The organism is Paenibacillus sp. G34 (assembly GCF_056856875.1).
Window position 1 is genome coordinate 6,202,414 of sequence record NZ_CM166469.1, and the last position, 21,318, is coordinate 6,223,731.

Annotated in this window: 21 protein-coding genes; 7 read left to right on the plus strand and 14 right to left on the minus strand. The window is 46.0% G+C overall.

Going from position 1 to position 21,318, the window contains the following annotated elements:
- Window positions 1–35 precede the first annotated feature (35 nt).
- Window positions 36–1,148, minus strand: a complete 1,113-nt coding sequence (locus AC1VYS_RS27930) for a glycosyl hydrolase (protein ID WP_482912344.1) — start codon at window positions 1,146–1,148, stop codon at window positions 36–38.
- 91 nt (window positions 1,149–1,239) lie between these two features.
- Entirely contained in the window at window positions 1,240–1,680 is a 441-nt protein-coding gene (locus AC1VYS_RS27935) for a MarR family winged helix-turn-helix transcriptional regulator (RefSeq protein WP_482915150.1), read from the minus strand.
- 244 nt (window positions 1,681–1,924) lie between these two features.
- Here AC1VYS_RS27935 and AC1VYS_RS27940 point away from each other — a divergent pair, with 244 nt between their 5' ends.
- A complete protein-coding gene (locus AC1VYS_RS27940) occupies window positions 1,925–2,365 on the plus strand; it encodes a GNAT family N-acetyltransferase (RefSeq protein ID WP_482912345.1) in 441 nt (146 codons plus the stop codon).
- A 215-nt stretch (window positions 2,366–2,580) separates the two neighbouring features.
- On the opposite strand, the gene rlmN is transcribed toward AC1VYS_RS27940, so the two are convergent.
- The 3 genes from rlmN to greA form a co-directional block, all read right to left on the minus strand.
- Window positions 2,581–3,702, minus strand: coding sequence for a dual-specificity RNA methyltransferase RlmN (gene rlmN, locus AC1VYS_RS27945; RefSeq protein WP_482912346.1), 1,122 nt, complete (start codon window positions 3,700–3,702; stop codon window positions 2,581–2,583).
- A 153-nt stretch (window positions 3,703–3,855) separates the two neighbouring features.
- Window positions 3,856–5,211 (minus strand): sodium-dependent transporter, encoded by a 1,356-nt coding sequence (locus AC1VYS_RS27950; RefSeq protein WP_482912347.1) that lies wholly within the window; start codon window positions 5,209–5,211, stop codon window positions 3,856–3,858.
- 290 nt (window positions 5,212–5,501) lie between these two features.
- Window positions 5,502–5,978 (minus strand): transcription elongation factor GreA, encoded by a 477-nt coding sequence (greA, locus tag AC1VYS_RS27955; protein WP_482912348.1) that lies wholly within the window; start codon window positions 5,976–5,978, stop codon window positions 5,502–5,504.
- Between the two features lie 282 nt (window positions 5,979–6,260).
- On the opposite strand from greA, the gene AC1VYS_RS27960 reads away from it, so the two are divergent.
- On the plus strand, window positions 6,261–7,133 hold the full coding sequence (locus AC1VYS_RS27960; RefSeq protein ID WP_482912349.1) for an arylamine N-acetyltransferase family protein: 873 nt from the start codon (window positions 6,261–6,263) through the stop codon (window positions 7,131–7,133).
- An 82-nt stretch (window positions 7,134–7,215) separates the two neighbouring features.
- Window positions 7,216–8,025: a 4'-phosphopantetheinyl transferase family protein gene (locus AC1VYS_RS27965; protein WP_482912350.1), complete on the plus strand. Its 810-nt coding sequence runs from the start codon at window positions 7,216–7,218 to the stop codon at window positions 8,023–8,025.
- A 317-nt stretch (window positions 8,026–8,342) separates the two neighbouring features.
- On the opposite strand, the gene AC1VYS_RS27970 is transcribed toward AC1VYS_RS27965, so the two are convergent.
- Both AC1VYS_RS27970 and AC1VYS_RS27975 read right to left on the minus strand, forming a co-directional pair.
- Entirely contained in the window at window positions 8,343–9,089 is a 747-nt protein-coding gene (locus tag AC1VYS_RS27970) for a Bax inhibitor-1/YccA family protein (protein WP_482915151.1), read from the minus strand.
- Between the two features lie 245 nt (window positions 9,090–9,334).
- Complete coding sequence (locus AC1VYS_RS27975; protein WP_482912351.1) at window positions 9,335–9,691, minus strand: nucleotide excision repair endonuclease; 357 nt, start codon at window positions 9,689–9,691, stop codon at window positions 9,335–9,337.
- A gap of 697 nt (window positions 9,692–10,388) precedes the next feature.
- On the opposite strand from AC1VYS_RS27975, the gene pdxR reads away from it, so the two are divergent.
- From pdxR to AC1VYS_RS27990, 3 genes are all read left to right on the plus strand, one after another.
- Window positions 10,389–11,843, plus strand: coding sequence for a MocR-like pyridoxine biosynthesis transcription factor PdxR (gene pdxR, locus AC1VYS_RS27980; RefSeq protein ID WP_482912352.1), 1,455 nt, complete (start codon window positions 10,389–10,391; stop codon window positions 11,841–11,843).
- Between the two features lie 223 nt (window positions 11,844–12,066).
- Window positions 12,067–12,987: a D-alanine--D-alanine ligase gene (locus AC1VYS_RS27985; protein ID WP_482912353.1), complete on the plus strand. Its 921-nt coding sequence runs from the start codon at window positions 12,067–12,069 to the stop codon at window positions 12,985–12,987.
- The gene (locus AC1VYS_RS27990; protein WP_482912354.1) at window positions 12,984–13,442 is read left to right on the plus strand and encodes a GNAT family N-acetyltransferase; all 459 of its coding nucleotides are present in this window, start codon (window positions 12,984–12,986) and stop codon (window positions 13,440–13,442) included. Before AC1VYS_RS27985 ends, AC1VYS_RS27990 begins: the two co-directional genes overlap by 4 nt.
- A gap of 224 nt (window positions 13,443–13,666) precedes the next feature.
- Here the strand turns inward: AC1VYS_RS27990 and AC1VYS_RS27995 are convergent, their stop codons facing one another.
- From AC1VYS_RS27995 to AC1VYS_RS28010, 4 genes are all read right to left on the minus strand, one after another.
- Window positions 13,667–15,115 (minus strand): GNAT family N-acetyltransferase, encoded by a 1,449-nt coding sequence (locus tag AC1VYS_RS27995; protein ID WP_482912355.1) that lies wholly within the window; start codon window positions 15,113–15,115, stop codon window positions 13,667–13,669.
- A 255-nt stretch (window positions 15,116–15,370) separates the two neighbouring features.
- The gene (locus AC1VYS_RS28000; RefSeq protein ID WP_482912356.1) at window positions 15,371–16,903 is read right to left on the minus strand and encodes a copper amine oxidase N-terminal domain-containing protein; all 1,533 of its coding nucleotides are present in this window, start codon (window positions 16,901–16,903) and stop codon (window positions 15,371–15,373) included.
- A gap of 199 nt (window positions 16,904–17,102) precedes the next feature.
- On the minus strand, window positions 17,103–17,231 hold the full coding sequence (locus AC1VYS_RS28005) for a hypothetical protein (protein ID WP_482912357.1): 129 nt from the start codon (window positions 17,229–17,231) through the stop codon (window positions 17,103–17,105).
- Window positions 17,232–17,367: 136 nt separating this feature from the next.
- Entirely contained in the window at window positions 17,368–17,835 is a 468-nt protein-coding gene (locus AC1VYS_RS28010; protein WP_482912358.1) for a DUF1877 family protein, read from the minus strand.
- 154 nt (window positions 17,836–17,989) lie between these two features.
- On the opposite strand from AC1VYS_RS28010, the gene AC1VYS_RS28015 reads away from it, so the two are divergent.
- Window positions 17,990–18,466: a DUF4385 domain-containing protein gene (locus tag AC1VYS_RS28015; RefSeq protein WP_482912359.1), complete on the plus strand. Its 477-nt coding sequence runs from the start codon at window positions 17,990–17,992 to the stop codon at window positions 18,464–18,466.
- 272 nt (window positions 18,467–18,738) lie between these two features.
- Here AC1VYS_RS28015 and AC1VYS_RS28020 read toward each other — a convergent pair whose 3' ends face one another.
- The 3 genes from AC1VYS_RS28020 to AC1VYS_RS28030 form a co-directional block, all read right to left on the minus strand.
- The gene (locus AC1VYS_RS28020) at window positions 18,739–19,791 is read right to left on the minus strand and encodes an LLM class flavin-dependent oxidoreductase (protein ID WP_482912360.1); all 1,053 of its coding nucleotides are present in this window, start codon (window positions 19,789–19,791) and stop codon (window positions 18,739–18,741) included.
- 178 nt (window positions 19,792–19,969) lie between these two features.
- Window positions 19,970–20,230 (minus strand): hypothetical protein, encoded by a 261-nt coding sequence (locus AC1VYS_RS28025; RefSeq protein ID WP_482912361.1) that lies wholly within the window; start codon window positions 20,228–20,230, stop codon window positions 19,970–19,972.
- Window positions 20,231–20,330: 100 nt separating this feature from the next.
- Window positions 20,331–21,149, minus strand: a complete 819-nt coding sequence (locus AC1VYS_RS28030) for a class I SAM-dependent methyltransferase (RefSeq protein WP_482912362.1) — start codon at window positions 21,147–21,149, stop codon at window positions 20,331–20,333.
- Window positions 21,150–21,318 lie beyond the last annotated feature (169 nt).

Genomic DNA, 21,318 nt, shown 5'->3' on the forward strand with positions numbered 1-21,318 from the left:
AGTAACATATAATCTCATATTATATAAATAAAAATTTACTTTTTAAGAAAATTATACAAGTATGTTTCACCCAACAACGGGAACAAATTATCAAACAGATGCGTGTTTTCTTCAAACACATAACCACCCGGATAACGTGTGTCCTGACCCCTGAAGGTAATCATGTGTTTATACAATTGCTTCGCCCAAGCTGAATCTTCTGAGCGAACCGCAAGCAAGATGGCCAGCCCGTAGACGGATGCGGATTCGTATTCTACAGCGGGAGTGCGTGTCTTACGGTCATACTGACCGGCGAGCTTGCCGCGGGTGTCGAACTCTTTTTTCAGAAAAGTAATCAGCTTGTCCGGTCTACGCTCCGTCTCCATGACGTGATTCGCCACGATGAGCTGATCAATAAGGTTGATCTTATCATCATAGGTATAAGCTTTGGTGTTTACATCGATGCTCTTCGGATAGAATAATCCATCGTCTGGCATTTTATGCAACACATCTTCGTACCTGGCATAAGCTTCTTTGTCCAGCATCTGGTGATCCCTCATCGCTTGCAATGCGAGTAAATCCACATAAACCAGACTCAACGTATCTGTGGAATGTCCACTTTTGAAATCATAAAAATCAACCATGTACCCCTGCTTTTCTGTTCGCTGAGTTAATGTTCGAGAGAGTGCCGATGCTGTCGCCAGCTTATCTGCCCTACCCTGTCCCCACCGATCTGCTGCTTGCAGAAGCGCTCCCATAATTCGCAGATCGTCACCCAGCGCGTTGGTGCCCACATGGGCTTTCCCCTGTGGATCGAGCTTCCAAGCGATATAAATGCCCGGCCTAATTACATAATACGTCTGTAGCTGCTTGTAAGCCTGCTCGAACAACATCTCGTTGTCACTCGCCAAAGCATATTGCATCCACAGCCCCACGGATTCCGACAATGTCTCTCGCCCTGCAACGATATCCGCTCTCTCGGACGGGGCATCCTGCAAATATGTTGCAAGTGTGCCATTCGCATTGGTCATATGTTCTTCAACAAAGGCGGCTGTAGGCGATACCTTTTCAATGATAAACCGCTCCCTCCATAGAAACACGATCGCTACAGATGCAACAATCAGAAGTAGTATGTACCATGACCGCTGGTTCCGAAAAATAAACTTCACACCATTCCTCCTGACGGGAATATATGACGGGGCAACCGAGCCATTTCTGATACTTCTGGTGAATGAAGATGGCCTTATCCAAAGTGTGCGCTTATTCATGGTTATCCATGTATGGGCGGCGGCCTCCCTTTTTAACAAATCTCCAATCCACCTCAATATTGTGTCTCATTTTCCTCAGCAGTTGTATTGCGGTTTGGATCTCTTCCTCTGACAGACCGTTCAGTGTGACCTGATCCGAATGTACACCTTCTTTGCGAATAAACTCCCATGCTTCCAGTCCTGCCTCTGTTGGATAGAGCACCTTATTCTTCTTATTACCCAATGCTGGCTGTTTGACAATAAAACCGTCTGATTCCAGCTTGCTAATTGCTCTGGCTGCTGTTGTACGATCCACCTTGATCAGTTCAGCCAGTTGATTCGGAATGATGCCGGGGTTCTCACAGATACGGTACAAATACAAATATTGTCCACGAGACAGGTTCAGATGCTGGAATTCCACATTGCTGATGGAATCCAGACAGCGAGCGATCATGCCAATCTCACGCAGCACCTCTCTTGCTTCGTTTTGTTCATCCGTCTCACATGCTCCGTGTGGTTCATGTATCTTATGCACTCCGCTCAGCTCGTTTTGTTCTTCAGGTTCATTCACAGAGTTCACATCCTTATAAAATTGTTGCATTCGCAACATAATTAATGATATAACTACACTAGTTTAGTGTATCACTTTCCATTCCATTTCGATATTCAATTCCAAACATGCAGAGGAGAACAATTTCATGAATATAACTATTGTTGAAGCGAACACCCAAGAACTGCTCGATGCGTGCTTTGCCATTCGTATGGCCATTTTTGTAGAAGAACAAGGCGTACCTGCATCTGATGAGTTTGATTCATTTGATATGCTAGGCACGGAAGCACGCCATATCTTGCTCTATGTGGATGGTGTACCTGCCGCCTCTTCCAGACTGCGCATCGTGGAGCAAGTTGCCAAACTGGAGCGCATCTGTGTCATGCTGGATTACCGCAAGCACGGCCTTGGTCGTGTATTAATCAACAAACTGGAGGAAATGGCAATAGAGGATGGACTGCAGAAAGCCAAGCTTCACGCCCAGGTTCAAGCCTCCGGCTTCTATGAACGTCTTGGTTATGCTCCTGCGTCAGAGGTATTCATGGAGGATGGTATCCCCCATCTGCTGATGACGAAAAGCCTAACATAGCTTACTTAGGCCGAATTGGCTCCAACTTAAAGTTAGTCTGTAACACAAATAACGCCTCTATCCTCACTTTTTCCGTGATTAGATAAAGGCGTTTATTGTTTTCATTCGACTCGGGCACACTTTACAACTTAGCAAGAAAACATTAGCCCAACCGTGACCCTGTCCCCCATGCGCATTTTATGAGCTGCGCTACGCTACGTTATGGGTTGCGTACCTTATCCCATCGCCAGACGGCTTGCATCTGGTTTTGCAAGTGGTTGCTCGTCTGCTTTGGCTTCCGCGCTATTTTTCATCTGTTTACTGCGTAATTGCCCGCAGGCGGCATCGATATCCGACCCATGCTCCATCCGTACGGTAGAGTTGATGTTGTTCTTTTTCAACGTGTCATAGAAACCCAAGATGGACTCCTCCGTACTACGCTGATACTGGCTGTGCTCATCCACCGGATTGTATGGAATCAGATTCACGCTGACCATGCTCTTGCGACTGGACAACAGTTCTGCGAGTTCAGCCGCATGTTCGCGCTGATCGTTCACATCCCGAAGCAAAATGTATTCGAACATGATACGTTTGTTTGTTTTCTCCAGATAATAATCTACCGCATCCATCAATTGTTCAATCGGGAACGCCCGGTTGATCTTCATAATGTGTGTGCGGAGTTCATTGTTCGGCGCATGGAGCGAAATCGCAAGGTTTACCTGTAGACTGCTGTCAGCAAATTCCTTGATTTTATCCGGCAAACCGCTTGTGGACACCGTGATTCGCTTCGCTGCGAGAGCCAGTCCTTTGCGATCCTTAACTACTTCGATAAAGTTGCTCATATGTTCGAAGTTATCAAACGGTTCGCCAATCCCCATCACCACAACGTTGGTGACACGCTCGCCCTGACCCGCTGCATCCAGATGGCGCTGTACATGCATGATCTGTTCTACAATCTCTCCAGCGGAGAGATCACGGCTTTTCTTGATCAGTCCGCTGGCACAGAAACTGCAGCCGATATTACATCCAACTTGTGTGGTTACACAGACGGTCAAACCGTACTTTTGCCGCATTAGCACAGTCTCGATCAAGTTGCCGTCCTGCAGTCGGAGCAGGAATTTCACGGTACCGTCTGCCGACTCCTGCTTCACATGCTCACTCAGTGAATTCATCGTAAAGTGCTCCGTGAGCACATCCAAACATTCCTGACGAACATCGGACATGCCGCCGAAATCATGGACTCGCTCCTGATATAACCACTCCCAAATGCGGGAAGCACGGGATTTCTTCTGCCCATGCTCAGGCAGCCAAGTACGTAATTGCTCTAATGTTAATCCATAAATGGATGATTTAATCATGGTATAAACCTCTTTTCGCAAAAAGCATATGGTTCATCGGTCGTCTTACCCAAAAAACCTCTACTCTGTATTGTCCCAAAATTAACAAGGGAACACAAGGGCTTTTGCATTTCTTCCAAGAGGTTTTATGCTTGGTAAATCTGCGCAGACGGCCTAGAAGTGAATAATGCCAGACGTATGCAACAGAACGAGCAGAACCAGAACAGGTGCGACATAACGAAGCATGAAGATCCAGATGCGGAACCAGCCGGAGCTCAGACCAGCTGCTTCAGCAGCCGTTTTCCAAAAGTATCCCGCAAAAATCGTAACTAACAATCCACCTACAGGCAAGAGAATGTTGGACGCCATGAAGTCCATCCAGTCGAACACACTCTTGGAGCCGATCTTCCACTCCGGGAACAGTCCAATCGACAGCACGGAAGGCAAACCTACGATAAATACAGCGAGAGCAATGCTCCATACGGCGCGATTACGGCTCCATGCGAAACGCTCCATGAAATATTTTACGGGAACCTCCAGCAGCGAAACCGCTGATGTCAACGCTGCGATTGCCAGCAAAACAAAGAATAATCCAGCAAACAGGAAGCCTAGTGGCATAGCCGAGAATGCTGCAGGCAGCGCGATGAAAATCAGGGACGGTCCTTGGTCGGGTGCAATGTTAAACGAGAAGGTCGTCGGGAAAATGATCAGACCCGCAATAAAAGCATAGAGCAAGTCTCCCGCACCGACAGCAACCGTTGCTGCACCGAGAGATTGGCTTTTATCCACATACGAACCATATGTTACGAGAATACCCATACCCAGCGACAGCGAGAAGAAGGCATGTCCCAGCGCAACTAGCGCCGACTCTGTTGTGAGCTGAGAGAAGTCCGGATTCAGGAAAAAGGAAACCCCGGCACCTGATCCCGGCAGTGTAACTGCACGAATCATCAGTACAATTAACAGAACCAACATGGCAGGAATCAGAATTTTGTTAAACTTCTCAATTCCGTTTGATACACCCTTCGCTACAATCCAGCCTGTGATCAGGACAGAAACCAACTGCCATACAATCGGCATATAACCACCGACAAAACTGTCGAATTGTGCGCCATAATCCGGATTGTTAAACAATGTGCCACTAAACGAAGTTACGGCATATTGCAATGTCCAGCCCGCGATGATGACGTAGAAGGACAGAATGATAAACGGTGTTAATACTTGCAACAGACCAGCCGCCAGCCAGCCTTTGTGCCCGCCTGCTTTAATGAATGCCGTCGCTGCGCTACCCCGTCCACTGCGTCCAATAGCCAGCTCCGCAAGCAGTACAGGTAGACCAATGAGCAATAGACAGACAATAAAGAGCAGGAAGAAAGCTGCTCCCCCATTTTCGCCCGTAATATACGGGAATTTCCACATGTTACCGAGACCCACGGAACTACCAATAGCCGCCAAAATAAAACCAGCACGCGAGAAACGTTCCCCTTTGCCAGCGTTGTTTGGGTCCAGATCAGACTTACTCAAATTCATTGTATCTACTCCATCACTTTAAAGTTTTCCCGTAATTATATACTACTCCGCTTGTCAGGTCATTCAAAAATCAAAATTTGTCGAAAATCACCATATTGAGGGCTAATTCCAGTATGGGTCAATTGGATATGACTTAACCATATACTCATTAATAAAGCATAAAAAAGAGATGATCCAGACAGCCAATGGCAAGGCTTCTGAAGCATCTCTTTAAAGAAAAATTCTACTGTGCTGCATACAGAGTGTAATTCACCACTCTACATATGTGCTTCACTCTGATTCGAAGCTGTCTATACTTTAATTTCAAGCAATTCGTATTTGATTACACCCATCGGAGCATTGACATGGATCACACTGCCGACTTCTTTGCCCATCAGCTCTTTGCCAAGCGGACTTTCGTAGGAAATTTTGTTGTTGGATACGTCCGCTTCTGCTGGACCCACCAGTTGATATTCAATCTTTTCGGCAAACTCAAGGTCGTTCAGCAACACTGTGGAACCAATGCTCACCTTGTTAGAGTCAATATTGTCAGAGCTGATTACTCTCGCTTTAGTCAGCATTTTCTCGAGAATCAGAATGCGTGTCTCCATAAATGCCTGATCATCTTTGGCTGAATGATACTCACTGTTCTCCTTCAGGTCCCCGTAACTGATCGCAAGCTTCAGTCGTTCTGCCAGTTCCTTGCGCTTCACCGTTTTCAGTTCCTTCAGTTCTTCCTCCAGCTTTTCCAAGCCTTCCTGTGTCAAAATCACTTCATCATTAGCCATGTTTTCCATCTCCTAATCCTGCTATCTATCTATATTCTAACCTATTTCCACTCCAAACGGTTAACATACCCCGGAAAAAGAAACCAAACTCTCATTTGTCGAAATATGTATGTACTATAAACCATATCTCCTCTACATATTTTATCACCACAGAAACTGTACCGGTACAATTGGACTAAACATGAGTGTGCATTTCAGATGTTCGCTTTTACAATGTATTCAGGGTAGCAGCTATCAAGACATTTCGCATGCAGCCCATGATATGACTAAGAGGTGATTGAGATGAAGATTACATTGACTCCATCTGAAATACACGCCTATCTGAAGCGGATAGGCATTAATAAAATCAAGAAACCCACTTTGGAATTCCTTTCCGAAGTTCAGCAGGCACATATCCACCATTTATCTTGGCAAACGGTCGATATTTTTGCGGGCCGACCCGAAGGCATCGATCTTCGGGAATCTGTCGAACTCATCCTTCGTGGACGCAGCGGTTACTGTTTCCATCTGAATGGGGCCTTCAGTGTTTTACTACAGTCGCTGGGATACAAGGTGCATTGGCACCGCGCGGGCGTTCAGCCCCATGGAGAGCAGCCACGCGTGAACTCATTCCATCTCGGTCTATCTGTCTCTTTGCCAGATGCAGACCCGACTGCGGAACGTTGGATTGTGGATGTGGGTCTGGGCGGCATGCCTTTTGAACCGCTTCCTCTTCGTTACGGAGCCTATGGACCCGCGCCGTTTACTTATACATTAATGCCCTCTTCCGTTGTCCCCGGTGGATGGAGGCTTGAATACGAGCCTAACGGACCAAGCAAGGGAGTGGATTATGATCCTGAAGAACTCACAACTCTGGAAGAGTTTATTCCCAAGCATGCATTTTACAGTCAATCCGTGGATTCGCCTTGGCATAATGCATTTTTGCTCCGTCAGAGGGATGCAGGCCATAGCTATGAGCTCAGGGGATGTATGCTTCGCACGCATGGAATTGAAGGCATAAGTAAAATGGAGATTCAAACCTATAACGAATGGAAAGACGTTCTGGCTAAGCAGTTCTATGAACCGTTGGTGTACTATACCGAACAGGAACGAAGAGAACTGTGGGATCGGATACAAGTTGCACATCAAGAATGGAAAAGAACACAACAAACCTGAGGCGACGAAGAAGCTCGAGGAACGGGATGAAAATAAAGGAAAGACAGCCAGCCATGCCGAATACAACGTCAGGTGATAAATGATGATAACTATACAAGTACTGCAAGTACCCTCTGTGATACCCGAAGTATACTGGGATATGTTTCTGTCATCCGTATCCGAGGAGCGCCGGGCACAGGCTTCTCGTTTTGTACATCTGGCGGACGCGTACCGCTCTGTTATCGGTGAAGTGCTGACCCGTGTGAAATTAAGCAAGTTGACTGGCTTAAAGCCTGGAGAGATTTCGTTTACCCGTAACAAGTACGGCAAACCTGCCCTCAACAACGTTGCTGGCGTACCATTTAATGTCTCGCACTCCGGCGATTGGGTTGCGCTAATCGCTGGAGGTGAGGATGAACTCGGTGTAGATGTGGAGAAAATAGCACCGATCGACCTGCAGATCGCAGAGCGTTTCTTCTCGCCACAAGAGAATACGTATCTGGCAACGCAGTCTGACGATCAACAGTTAAATACCTTCTATCGTCTGTGGACGCTAAAGGAGAGTTACATTAAAGCTATAGGCACGGGCTTGTCCATGCCGCTGAGCGCCTTTGCTATTCTTCCAAGCAAGCAGGAACAAAGCCTTGAGGGCGAGCTAATTTGGCGTTGCAGACAAGATGAACACATTATCCATTTGAAGCTGCACGATTCGAACAGTCCGAAAAACACAAATGTTGATGATGATGTTAAACATCCGGATGCTCTAAACAACCAACTCACACATCATCACTTCTACAGCCAGCCACTTGATTCTCAGCATATGCTGGCTGCCTGCTCTGCTGGCGGTGAACTGCCAAGTGAGCCGCAAACGATCACGCTGGAGCATCTCTATCATGGCTTGATTAGTCTTTGATAGCGAGGATGGGTTTAAAGACCCATTCTCGTTTTTTTATTTTTAAAAAAAGGTTACTACCCTGCTAATACTGAATCTAAAGCCGTTCTGGAGAATAACCAAATTATTGCGAGAGTTGCATAGAAACTCTGTAATGTCGCTTTATATTTTAGGAATTTTAGTAACATCCGTTTTAAACGGTATAGATGTAGGACATATCCATATGTTGAAAACGATCAAAGCCCCGAGCATCTACATGCGCCGGGGCTTTTTATGAATTCAAGAGTACAAACAACGAGTACTAAAGGTATATTTTTTTGTTTTATGCCTAGCTTGCTTTAGTTCCGGCTCCGCAATTTGCTAAGCAGGCGAAGAATCTCGATGTACAGCCATACCAGCGTAACCATCAATCCAAAAGCTCCGTACCATTCCATATACTTGGGTGCTCCCTGATCCGCGCCGCCTTCAATAAAATCAAAATCCAATACCAGATTAAGAGCAGCAACAATGACAATCACAACAGAGATGCCAATACCAATCAGATTATTTTCATGTAGATATGGAACCGTAATACCGAACAGGCCGAGCACAAAGCTAAGCAAGTACATAATCATGATGCCACCCGTTGCTGCCACCACACCCAGCTTAAAGTTCTCTGTTGCTTTGATCAATCTCGTTTTATACGCCGTTAACAGAGCTACGAACACCGCCATAGTCAGCAAGGCTGCTTGCAGAGTAATTCCGTTATACAAGGACTCATAACGTGCGGAAAGTGCTCCCAGGAACATGCCCTCCGCTACCGCATAGATCGGAACAAGATAAGGAGATACCACAGGTCTAAACGAGATAATCAGCGCCAAAATGAAACCAACAATCAAGCCGCCATATGCAAGCGGCATCACTTCTTGTCCGTTAAAGAACATCATCCAGGTTGCAAATGCACTACCCAGCAGGATGATCAATGTGATGAATGCTTTGTTCACCGTGCCGTTAATCGTCATGTAATTCTGGTATCGATCCTCTCCATATCCTCTGTTCTCAAACGTGCTGTCTTTAAGTGTAGGGTTACCGCTACGACCGATCAACACAATCACCTCTTCTTATGTATTTAGTAAATCTGTAAAGCCCATGCCTAGTGCTACTTCCTTAACAATTTGATTTCTTCAACCTCTTCACAGACTATGTGGAACTAATTTTGCTTGATAAACGGAGCCGGATGCGATGCATAAATCACACCCTGCCCATCTACATAATCATCTAGGACATATGTCCTGGTATTCCCCGACAGTGTGTATACATTGTCAACTTTATATCTCTGTAAATCCTCTACCTACTTATAAAACACCTTATCAGCATTATACTTCGCTCGCATCGTGTTGATGATGTAGGTTTCGTAAATTTCACGATCTACCGGGTCTTCTACCAGACACACTTCAATCGTCGCGACTTCCTCGCGGTGATCTTTCATCGGGGATACCGTATCTTCAAAATGTTTTTTGATTCGCGGTCTTAATTTTCGCGCTTTCCCGACAAATAACAACTCACCATCGCTATTATAAAACATGAAAATTCCACCTTGCTCCCGCGTAATCAGGTGAAAATCAGTAAATCCGTAAATGTGGCTCAACTGTGGATTTACCTGCTTTGTAATGGTCACATCCGGAGTAGGAACCGTAATTTGAATCATCATTTTCACTTCCTTAATATTCTATAGAAGTACATCCTAACACATATCATAATCCGACACCATTTTGAGTTAAAAGAAGTACAATTCACGCAATTTTCGCTTTTGCGACAAATATTTCAAAAAAAAGGTTAACTTCCCTGATTCAAAGTGGTACTATAGGGGTATGAGGAAGAATTTGGGCACTAAGACATATGTCTTTGTATCCACGCCCGTCTTATTGGGCTTACCATGCTTTATCTTTTTCATACTGAATTCGGTGACGTGCACACGAGAAGAGTACAGTTAGCAAGAACCGTAGCTTTGTAGTAGATTGTAGATTCACCATCTATACGAAAACCAATTGCAGCAAGCAATGAATGGCAATTATTAGCCTTTAAAGATTTTTTTATTACAGCATCCAGTTCATCATCTAGAATGAGAATGATTTAAATAGCCTAACCTCATCAGAGTATGTAGATACGCGTAGAAGAAGAGATAGATAACCATTTAGAGACTAGTCAGAACATGTCATAGTAGTTAGACAGCATAGCATTACACTCTTAGAATCGAATAGGCTTCACCTCCAGCCCGGCATATGAGCCAGGGCTTTTTCCCGTTGTTCGTACAGCCCAGGCCACCTTAGCAGTGAAACAGAGCTATCGTGGTTCTTTCTGCTGGGTTTATAATATGGCAAGATACCAGTAGAGGGAGTGATGGGATGTATTCCGATCTGCAATTGACGGAGGACCGCCCTGTATATATACAAGTCAAAGATTATTTGAAGCGATTAATGTTAAAAGGCGGTTTACAGCCTAATCAGAAGTTACCTTCAACCCGTGAGCTTGGCACACTCATGAAGGTAAGCCGCAGCACTATTCTGCTCGCCTATGCCGAACTTGAAGAGGAAGGCTTGATCTATGCAGTCAAAGGTAAGGGCAATTACGTCAGTACGCTCATTGAAACGCCGAAGGCCACAACGCACTGGCAAATGGACTGGACAGCAGAGGTCAGCGACTATGCGATTCAGGCAGAGCAATACGATCTGATGAAACACGGCTCGGGAGCAGAGCGCGGCGAAATTTCGTTTACCAGCATTGCGCCGGATGAAAAGCTGTTTGATCTGCACAATGTGAAGCGGGCTTTTCTGGATCGGATGTCGCTTGAAGGGGAAGTTTTGCTTAATTACGGTTACGCGCAAGGATACAAACCGCTCATGAAATATTTACTGCGCTATATGGAGAACAAAGGGGTAGACCTTACCGGCAAGGATATTCTGATTACGAACGGATTTACGGAGGGTTTCGATCTGGTGCTTGGGGCATTGCGCAAAAAGAGCGGTAAAGCGCTCTGTGAGAATCCCACACATCACACAGCAATCAAAAACCTGAAGCTGCACCAGTTCCAGCTAACCGGTATCCATATGGAACCGGATGGACTCGACCTGAAGCAGCTGGAGCAAGAGCTGGCTGGCAGTGCGTATGATCTGGCCTATCTTGTGCCCTCTTATCACAACCCAACCGGAATCGTGACTTCCCCCGCCAAACGAATTGAAATCATACGTTTGATGAATGCGTATCAAGTTCCGATCATCGAGGATGGATTCAATGAAGAGCTTCGTTATTCCGGCTCCCATGTCTCACCCCTCATCGCAAGTATGGGTAACGGGAATGGCCTCGTGTATCTGGGCAGCTTCTCCAAGATATTGTTCCCTGGGCTTCGTGTAGGCTGGATTATTGCGGATGCTGCGTTGATCGATTATTTGGAAAGCATGAAACGAGCTCGCAGTATTCATACGTCTACTCTGGATCAATCTCTGTTATATCAATATCTGAGCAACGGTAATTTTGAAAAGTATCTGAAACGAGCTCGTACAGAGTACAAGCGAAAATATGAACTCGTTGTACATTGCCTGAAACGGCATTTGCCGATGTGTCAAATATCCGGAGCAGGCGGCCTGCATCTGTTCGTGCAATTCCCACCGGAGGTGCGAACAAGAGAACTGCTTGCCGTGTGCAAGGTAAAGGGAGTGACCTTTACCCCTGGAGATACCTTTTATCTGGAGCCGGGTCAAGGGCTTCACACCATGCGGCTTGGATTCTCCAGAGTCAGCGATGAGGACATCCGCAAAGGCATTCGTATCATCGGGGAGACCGTTACGAGCATGTTGAATTGATTTAATATAAGCACAATATAAGATGAACTAATTTTTTACACATTAACGGAGAGGACAGAAAAAACCTAAAAAAGCGAAGCGGTCGCCTTTATCACCAGATTTCCCCTTGAGAAAGGGAACCCCAAAAATCTGGGGATAACAGCGATTGGAAGGTTATTCTGTTATCGGAGTGGGTTGTGTAAAACCTTTGTTTCAGCTTATAGAGATAAGGGAGGATTTTCACATGAAAGTCGGCGTTATTATGGGCGGTACATCTTCAGAGCGAGATATATCCCTGCTCACCGGACAGGAGATGATTGCGAATCTGGACAGAAGCAAATATGAGGTCGTACCCATCGAGCTGAATTCCAAGCGGGATTTGATCGACAAGTCAGATGGAATTGATGTGGCCTTGCTTGCCCTGCACGGAAAATACGGAGAAGATGGTACGGTGCAAGGCACACTTGAATCGCTAGGTATCCCCTATACGGGCTGCGGTGTACTTGCAAGCAGTGTATGCATGGACAAGGACATGTCCAAACAGCTCATGCGGCAAGCAGGAGTACTTACAGGCGATTGGCTTCAAGTGAAACGAATGCAAGATTTGTCCTCGGTGGCTTTCCAACACTTAATGTACCCGGTAGTCGTCAAGCCCAATTCCGGCGGCTCCAGCATTGGCACACAGATCGTATATGAGCCGGACGCCTTGCCTGCGGCGGTAGAAGCTGCTCTTGCCTGGGACGACAGTGTGATGATCGAGCAATACATTGAAGGAGAAGAGATTACCTGTGCCATTGTCGATGGCAAAATGCTGCCCGTGATCTCCATCCGTTCCAATGCAGCCTTTTTCGATTATGCTGCCAAATACGACGATAACGGTGCGGATGAGCAGGTCGTGCAACTACCTTCTGATTTACAACAGCTCGTAGAAGCCGCGGCGTTAACCTGTTATAACGTGCTCAAATGCAGTGTCTACGCCAGGGTGGATATGCTCATTCGGGAAGGTGTGCCTTATGTGCTGGAGGTAAATACCTTACCGGGACTTACCCGTAACAGTCTGCTGCCCAAAAGTGCAGCCGCTGCAGGGATTTCTTTTGCCGAGTTACTCGACACAATAATTGATCTGTCTCTCCAAGAACGTTCTGGGGAGGTATCCAGCGTATGAGCACGGATGTACACATTCGGCATAGCACCGATCAGGATCTGCAGGACATGGTTATTCTCATGGATCAACTTGGATATCCAACAACTTACGCCGAGATGCAGGAAAGATACACTCACATCACCGCTGATGCCAATTTCACAACATTGGTAGCCGAAATTTGCGGACGTGTAGTGGGACTAATTGGTATGCAGACGTCTTATTCATATGAAAAGAACGGAAGACATTGCCGTATCATGGCACTGGTTGTTCATGAGCATTACCGTGGCTCCGGCATCGGCCGTCAACTTCTACTTGCTGCTGAACAATGGGCAGCGGCACAGCAAGTGGACTCTATATCGCTAAACAGCGGTAATCGTGCGGATCGTGAAGCAGCCCATGCATTTTATCAAGGGATGGGTTATACCGCTGGCAGCACCGGATTTAGCAAAAATCCACAGCTACTGCAACACACGTAATAGAAGTCAGACGATGTAATAAGATAAACGATGTTACTGCCCATCGTAATTGAAGCTCAGTACGCGGCTTACCGATAATCTCAAAACAACAAAACATGCCCTTCCAAGCGTTGATGGTTCGGAAGGGCATGTTTACATTTAGCTTTTAGCTTTAGCTTCATTCGATGATCTGTATTTACTCCGTACTTGGCGACTGCTCACCGCCGGATTGATCTGGAATCCTTTCAATTATTGTTAAGCCTCTCATATGCCTCCAATAAATGCTCAATGGAAACTCCATTGATCTTCATTCCTTTTACCTGGCATGCCTCAAGCTCAACACCAGACAGATCACAATCGGCAAAATGACTTCCACTCAGGTCACAATGCTTCCACTGCATTGGTACACGGTCTGCACCAAGATGTGTATCCTGAAACTGAACCCCGTCCAGTGCACAGAATTCAAACTTGGTATGGGTTAAACGCAAATCCGCCAGCAGCATTTCCGTCATATTCAAGTTCGTTAATTTGCTTCCGCTCAGATTACAATCGGTGATGCGGCTGCTCTTCATTGTGCTGGAGCTGTACCACATCAAATCCAAATCGGCTTGAACATGTTCACGTTCTTTCACTGGATCATACTGCCCGCTCCCCGTATCTATCTTCTTCTCATAACCGTACTCTGCATCGGAGGCATATGTACGAACATAACCGAGTTTTTCGTAAAAATGATGATTACTTGTCTGCCGACCAGAAGTCTCCAGCCTCCAGTGCTGGATATGCGGGAACACAGCCTCAATCTGTCTGATCACTTGTGAGCCTACTCCGCGTCCTTGGCAGACAGGGTCGATATAGATTTTATCCAACCTTGCGATTCCATGTCCAAGCACATTTACGCTCACGCCACCAATGGCACAACCATCTGCTTCCACTACATAATAGTCCCACTCACGAATCACATACTCATGGAGGCGAACAGCGTTATACCCCGGAGGACAAAGATTGCTATCCAATTTCTGCTCTCCGTTCGCCCAGACGTGTATGGCATGATCAAAAGCACGTGTACAGATTTCCGTCAGCATGGCGGCATCTTCGCGCTCTGCTCGGCGCAGGTTTATCGATAATGGTTTGGATTTAATCTGCCCAGCAGCTTCCCCATCGGAACTCGTGCTGTGAAGTTCAAAATAATCATAGACCTCCCCATCAGACAGGCGTCTCCGATTCACATACTGGAAGCCTGTATGCTCCAACACTTTACGAGAAGCCGGGTTGTACGTCTTCACAATGCCCACAATCCGATTTAACGATGTATGTTCGAATAGATATGCTATTAACGCCCCAACCGCTTCTGTGATATAACCTTTGTTGCGGTGATCGCGTGAGATAGCATATGCCACTTCATAATCAGACGGATCAAGCATATCGTTTGGAAACACACCACACCAACCGATCAATTGCTGACTTTCCTGATGAATGACCGCAAGCAACATTCGCACATCTTGCGGATCAAACCGCTCATAACTACCCACAACAAATTGCAAAAAATCAGTTAATTGTTCTTCTGTCATCTTCCAATCGGGTAACAGGTCGGTAATCTCAGGCTGATGTGTCAAGGCTGTAAGAGTGGCTTGGTCTTGCAAAGTAAAAGGGCGTAACATCACTGCACTCGCAACAATCGAAAATCCATGATTCATATAGAACACCTCTTAGGGATTATTTTGCGATGACACGACAAAAAGGAGCACCTCCAATAGAGGTACTCCCGTATCGTTTCATCCTTTCAGATCAAACGCCGAAGCTCCTCGTAATGGGTCAAAAAGAACAGACGTATCCCGTGTTGGGCTAACGGAATTTTTGCGCCTTGTTCTTTTCTACATCATTACGCGAAGTCTGGCATTCTCTGAAATCCCCTTCCAATTCACGCATCATTTTCAGCTAGATACATTATATTATGGGCGATCAATAAAAATCCAGCCTGTTTCTTGCTCTTTATCCACTGTAGCACCAAGTGATTCAGCCATAAAGCGTAGCGGTACATAGGTTTTGCCGTTTTTGCCAACAAAGGCAGACTCCACCATCGTGACTTCTTGGCCTGCAACTGTTGCTTTCGAAGAACCTAACGTCAGCACGATCTCGTCCCCTGTAATATCATCAATGACAACGATCTGCTTCGAACCTTTATTCCATTTCACTTCTGCATCCAATTGTTCAGACAAATACCGAAGCGGCACAAACGTTGTATTTTTGACGGTGATTGCACCTGTTTCTTCGTCCTCTGGGTAGAGGAAGATGCTTTTGGCTGTTATCTTCATCTCATTTTTCAGTAATTGATATACGAATGAATTCGGATCAAAATTACGAAGCACCTGACCAGGTGTAACTTCCCCTTCTGCAAGTTCCATTACACCACGGGAAACATCTACTTCATCCACCGTGACAGCACCGCCGATATTCCACAGTTCACTGTCTGCACTGATCGTTACAGCACGAACCGGCAGGTCTTCCGAAGCAGGAACAGCCACTTTCAACGATATACTTTGTTTGCGAATGTCCAGCTTGCTATCCACGAAGAAGTCCAGATTCAATTTGGTTTCCGGGCCAAATACCGTTTTCAGCTCCGGTGTATCTTTCAGCAGGTTGTTCAGTTCCTCATCATAGTTCACCAGAATACTGTCCAAACCTTCTTTAATCATGTCATAGATGGATGTGACTGCTTCTTCCTTCGATTTGGGTACGATGGAAGTCACTTCATCGTCTTCCATACCTTCCATACCTTCCAAGCCCATATAACTTTCAAATACAGGGTACAGCACATCATACAGGTCTCCAATCAACTGCTTGAGACCTTGCTCATCTTTGGCAATACTCGTCAGGAATGGCTTAACCATGGCAAGCAACTCTTCACCGTTAATCTCCATATGCAGTTTGTTAAGAGACAACGTTTCACCATTTACGGCTTCCTGAACAGGAGTTACCGATATATTTTTCGGATTAGACAGATGTTTCATGACAAAAGTTAATACCTTTGGAGAAAGCTCCTGCATCTGTTTCTCCAGCTCTTTTGTATCTATAGGAAGAAGCATTGTCTCTGCTCCCCCAAGTGTATCCAGAGATATGTAAACCGGTTTCTGCGCACCATCGATATCGATGGTCATGCCCGACTTGTCCATGGACAGATGGAAAGGCAGTTTTGTTCCATCCATGCTCAGTGATCCTTTGACCGATGCCGTGTCGGTGTCTTTCATTTTGGCATGGTCGATATTCAGTGAGATCGAATTGATTCGTTTGATCATTTCGAGAGCTTCATCGGTTGCAAGTTGTTTGTCCGGCTCTATGTTAATGTGCATGGATTGTTTAGATTCACCGGATTTTACTTTTGTGTTATTGACTATGGCTTGGCTAACATCAACGCCACCTACGGCCTGGCACCCTGTAAGAAAAACCATTAACAGGACAAGCGGTACTGCCAACCATTGGTACAACTTTTGGCTTTTAATTGGGATCTCCCCCTTAGAAAAATATGGTTCAACCCATATTATGAGGGCATGCGGAAACAATGTAAACGGATACGTATAAAAATAGGCCAAATAGGCCGGAACACGGCCGGCCTTCTGGTTCTTCTATCCTTCGTATGTCATAACATGCGCGTGGAAACATGCTGTTTCGTGTAATATTTTCAGACTATTCCTGCTCCTGATCTTCCGCAGCTTCTTCATCCTTCACTTCATCTGCCGGCGTCACAGGTGTCTCAAATTGATCCGGTTCATCGTCTTGGATCGCTTTGTTCTCTTCATTCTGATTTTGTGTCATAGTGGCTCTCCCTCTCTTCGGCGAAATCATCAAGGCGCTGCCTTGTGTGTATCAATAACCGGATAGCCAATGAATCAAACATTGTCCCAAACCATGATGGCGACAGATTGGAATTTCTCGTTATAAAAATAGGCATCTAAAACACATAGAAGATAATCCCGTTGCCGTTCTCTACGGTGACTTGAAACAAAGCTTGGATTTGGTCAATCGTTTGCATGATCTCCTGAAAAAGGTCCTCTTCATCCCAGCCTTCCATTACGGGATATACTCCTTCAGCAAGCATTTTATCCAAGCTGAAACGCATCTGAACATCCTCAGGAGTAAGCTGCTCCAATGCCATATAAGCCTCAAGAACCCGCTTGTTATCAATCAAGAACAAATCCATATCCGAATAGTTCCCCAGATATTGCTGACTGGCGAGCGGCACAACGTATCCAAGCGGAGGTTCTCCATCCACCAGATTACCGTTCAACGTGAACTGCAGTATCTGCCACATTTTATCAATATCCAGATCGACCTGACAATCAAGCACGCTAATCTCTCCTGATCGAATGGCATTCAATAATTCATCGGTTACTACCACATATCTGCCCGACATGCCCATCGCGTTATCCCTCCTGACATTTCCTTCTATTGTTCCCCATTAACCGTGCATGTTACATCAGAATCGGGGTAAAAAAGAAAAAGAGCACATGAACGTTACTATACGATGTGCAAGTGGATGCAATCGCAAATATTTTTCCAAGGAGGATAACCGGATGAAAAAATTCGATTACAGTCTCAATTACGAGGAGCTCGATTTGCGCAAGCAACCTGAATTATATACCGTTGGCAAGGGCGAGCAGGGTGTACTCATGGTGGAACCGTACAAAAGCGAGATTCTTCCGCACTGGCGGTTCAAGACACCCGAGATCGCCACAGAGTCATCGGAGAAGATCTATGAACTATTTCTGGAGTATAAGAAAAAGAACGATTTCGTTGGCATGGATATGGCTCGCAAGTTTTTACAGATGGGCTATACTCGGGCCAGACGTTATACGAATCATAAAGGCGGACGTAAATATTCGAAGGAGGATGGCTCGATCTTACCTTATCAGAACGACCCCATGAAGGCGGAAGCTGCTGCCATTTTCAAAGCGCAATGGGAGGTAGCGAAGAAGGATGAGGATTATATCCAGATGAAGAAACTTCACCGTGAGAAATACGAGGCCGCCAATTGTGAAGATAAAGCATAATTTTGCATGTCTGTCTCGTTTATGATGGAATGGATCGGAATATCAGGCACCTGTTAGTCAAGCAAGTTCTTCCTGGAATGTCTGGCTGATTAATTGCTTTCTTAATCTCTACAGATCAACTTCCCATTGCGCTCGGTGCTTGCGGAAGTAGTGCTGCCTATGGACTTCTTTTTATTAATAAATAACACAAAAAGGAACAGCCCCGAGCGTATTTTACGCAAGCAAAGGCTGCTCCTCTTTGTGTGACTTTATATTCATTGTCCGGGCGAAACTTAGGCCTTCTCCGCTTCCCAGCGTGCAATTTCCTCACGAACTTTCGGCGCTACTTCTTTGCCCAGTAGTTCGATCGCGTGCATGACCTCATCATGCGGCTGTGTACCGAGTGGCGTATGCAGCATGAAACGGGTGATACCAACCTCTTTGCGCAGATAGATGATTTTCTCAGCGACGGTGTCCACATCCCCTACGTATAGCGCACCTTCCAGGCTACGTGCTGCATCAAATGTTTCACGCCCGTAATGTCCCCATCCACGTTCACGTCCCAGCTGGTTCATTACTGCCTGTGCAGGCCGGAAAAACTTTTCTACCGCATCATCGGTTGTATCGGCAACAAAGCCATGAGAGTGGGAAGCAACGGTTAACTTGGAAGCGTCGTGTCCGGCATGTGCGGCTGCTTTTTTGTACAGCTCCACCAGAGGTGCGAATTGTTTTGGACGACCACCGATAATGGCAAGCACCAGCGGCAATCCGAGCAGACCTGCACGAACAACCGATTCCTGATTACCGCCACTGCCAATCCAGACCGGGAGCTTCTCCTGTACCGGGCGCGGATAGATGCCAAGGTTGTTGAAGGAAGGGCGGTGCTTGCCCGACCATGTTACTTTTTCCGACTCCGTCAGTTTCAGAAGCAGGTCTAATTTCTCGTCGAACAATTCATCATAGTCGCCCAGATCATAACCGAACAATGGGAACGATTCAATAAATGAGCCACGCCCTGCCATAATCTCTGCACGTCCATTCGAAATACCGTCCAATGTCGCAAAATCCTGGAACACACGTACTGGATCATCCGACGACAACACCGTTACCGCACTGGTCAAGCGAATGTTTTTCGTTTGCGAAGCTGCCGCCGCCAGAATGACTGCCGGAGATGAAGCTGCATAATCCGAACGATGATGTTCCCCTACGCCGTATACATCCAGGCCCACCTGATCTGCCAAAACAATCTCTTCCACCACATCACGAATACGCTGTGCGTGGCTAATCACTTCTCCTGTATTTACATCTGGATTTGTTTCTACAAATGTACTGATTCCGATTTCCATGATATGTTCCTCCTGTGTATGAAGCGATCCGTCGTCCATCTAACCTATTGTAAGTAGATCACCTTTTGTTATATAACTTTATATTGGACTATTTTGAGCAAAAACACAAGTACCCTCTGTTTCCAGAGGGCACTTTTCTTATTACATCAGGATCACTTTAGGAGTATTTCCATAGAGTTTAGATTAATAACGGCCTTATTCCAACATACCTTTCTCTAGCCACAACTTCAGAACGTGAGGTATGAAAAAAACAATATTCCCGATTAGGGTCTTCCTGATGCAATTCGCTATATCGTTTCAAGGCCTTTGTTGAATCACTAAATGAATCTATAACAGCCATTTCTTCAATATAACGTTGACCTTCTTGCGAATAGGCCTTCGTCGCTTCAAAAACAACCCATTCATTTGGGAAACGTTCTTGAACCTCTTTCCATTGCATAGTTGACACCTCCGATTATTCGATACGTCCATTATAACATGCAATCTATCCATTCAATGAATTCACTAACCGAAAATTAAGCTATAGAAGTGCCCATCTTCTACAACTTCCTTCCGATATACAACAGATGGGACGAGATTCCCAGAATGGAAGGGTCTTTGGCCGCCTCAATCAAGTATTGAAGCAGTTCTTGCTCTTCACCGCGTTCCCTCCAATATTGCTGCTGCTCGTCTGTAATCAACGCTTTGAGGCTGGAGGAGCCGATCAATTGAACAGTCCCGAAGCCATGCTGCTCCATGAACGGCACAACATCCTGCACATGAAAATAGTATGCTCCCGTGAAACGCCCTTGATCCTGATGATCAAACGTGCCTCTTTCGACAAAAGACTGAATCGCGTCCATACTGTCATTGGGTCTCCATTGCTGCGGTGATTGCAGTGAGTTGATGCTCATTCGCATCCGGGTCTGTACTGCCACAAACACAATGCCTCCCGGCTTCGTTACACGATAGAGTTCACGCACTGCCGCCATCCGCGCTTCTTCCTTCTGCAGATGATACAGTGGTCCAAGCATAAGCGCTGCATCATAGGTCTCATCCGCAATCCCGTTCAGGCAAGTGGCATCCAGTACATGAAATCCGTTAAATTGCTGAGTCAGCCCCAATGCTTCGGCTTTCTCCTGCGCCAGTGCTACGGATGAAGGTGTAAGATCCGATAACGTCACCTGGTATCCCTGTTTGGCGAGTTCCATCGCATATTTCCCCGGTCCAGCACCGTTATCCAGAATCAGACCGCCTGCAGGAAGATACTCCCGAATGTAATTCATATTAATGATAAATTCGATGGGTTCACGCTCCAGCCTGCCCCACTCATCAAAACCGGAATAATATTGAATAATGCGCTCCTGATCTCTGTCCATCTCTTGTACACCTACCCTTTTCTCTGGATTATGGCCCTACGGAACATCAAAAAAGACCTGCCGCCTCAGCTAAGAGGCGACAGGTCTGACCTTCGCGGTACCACTCTTTTTGTTCATGGAAAGGGTTTATACCAACCTATCTTTCCATAACATCTCAGGACCTGATGAC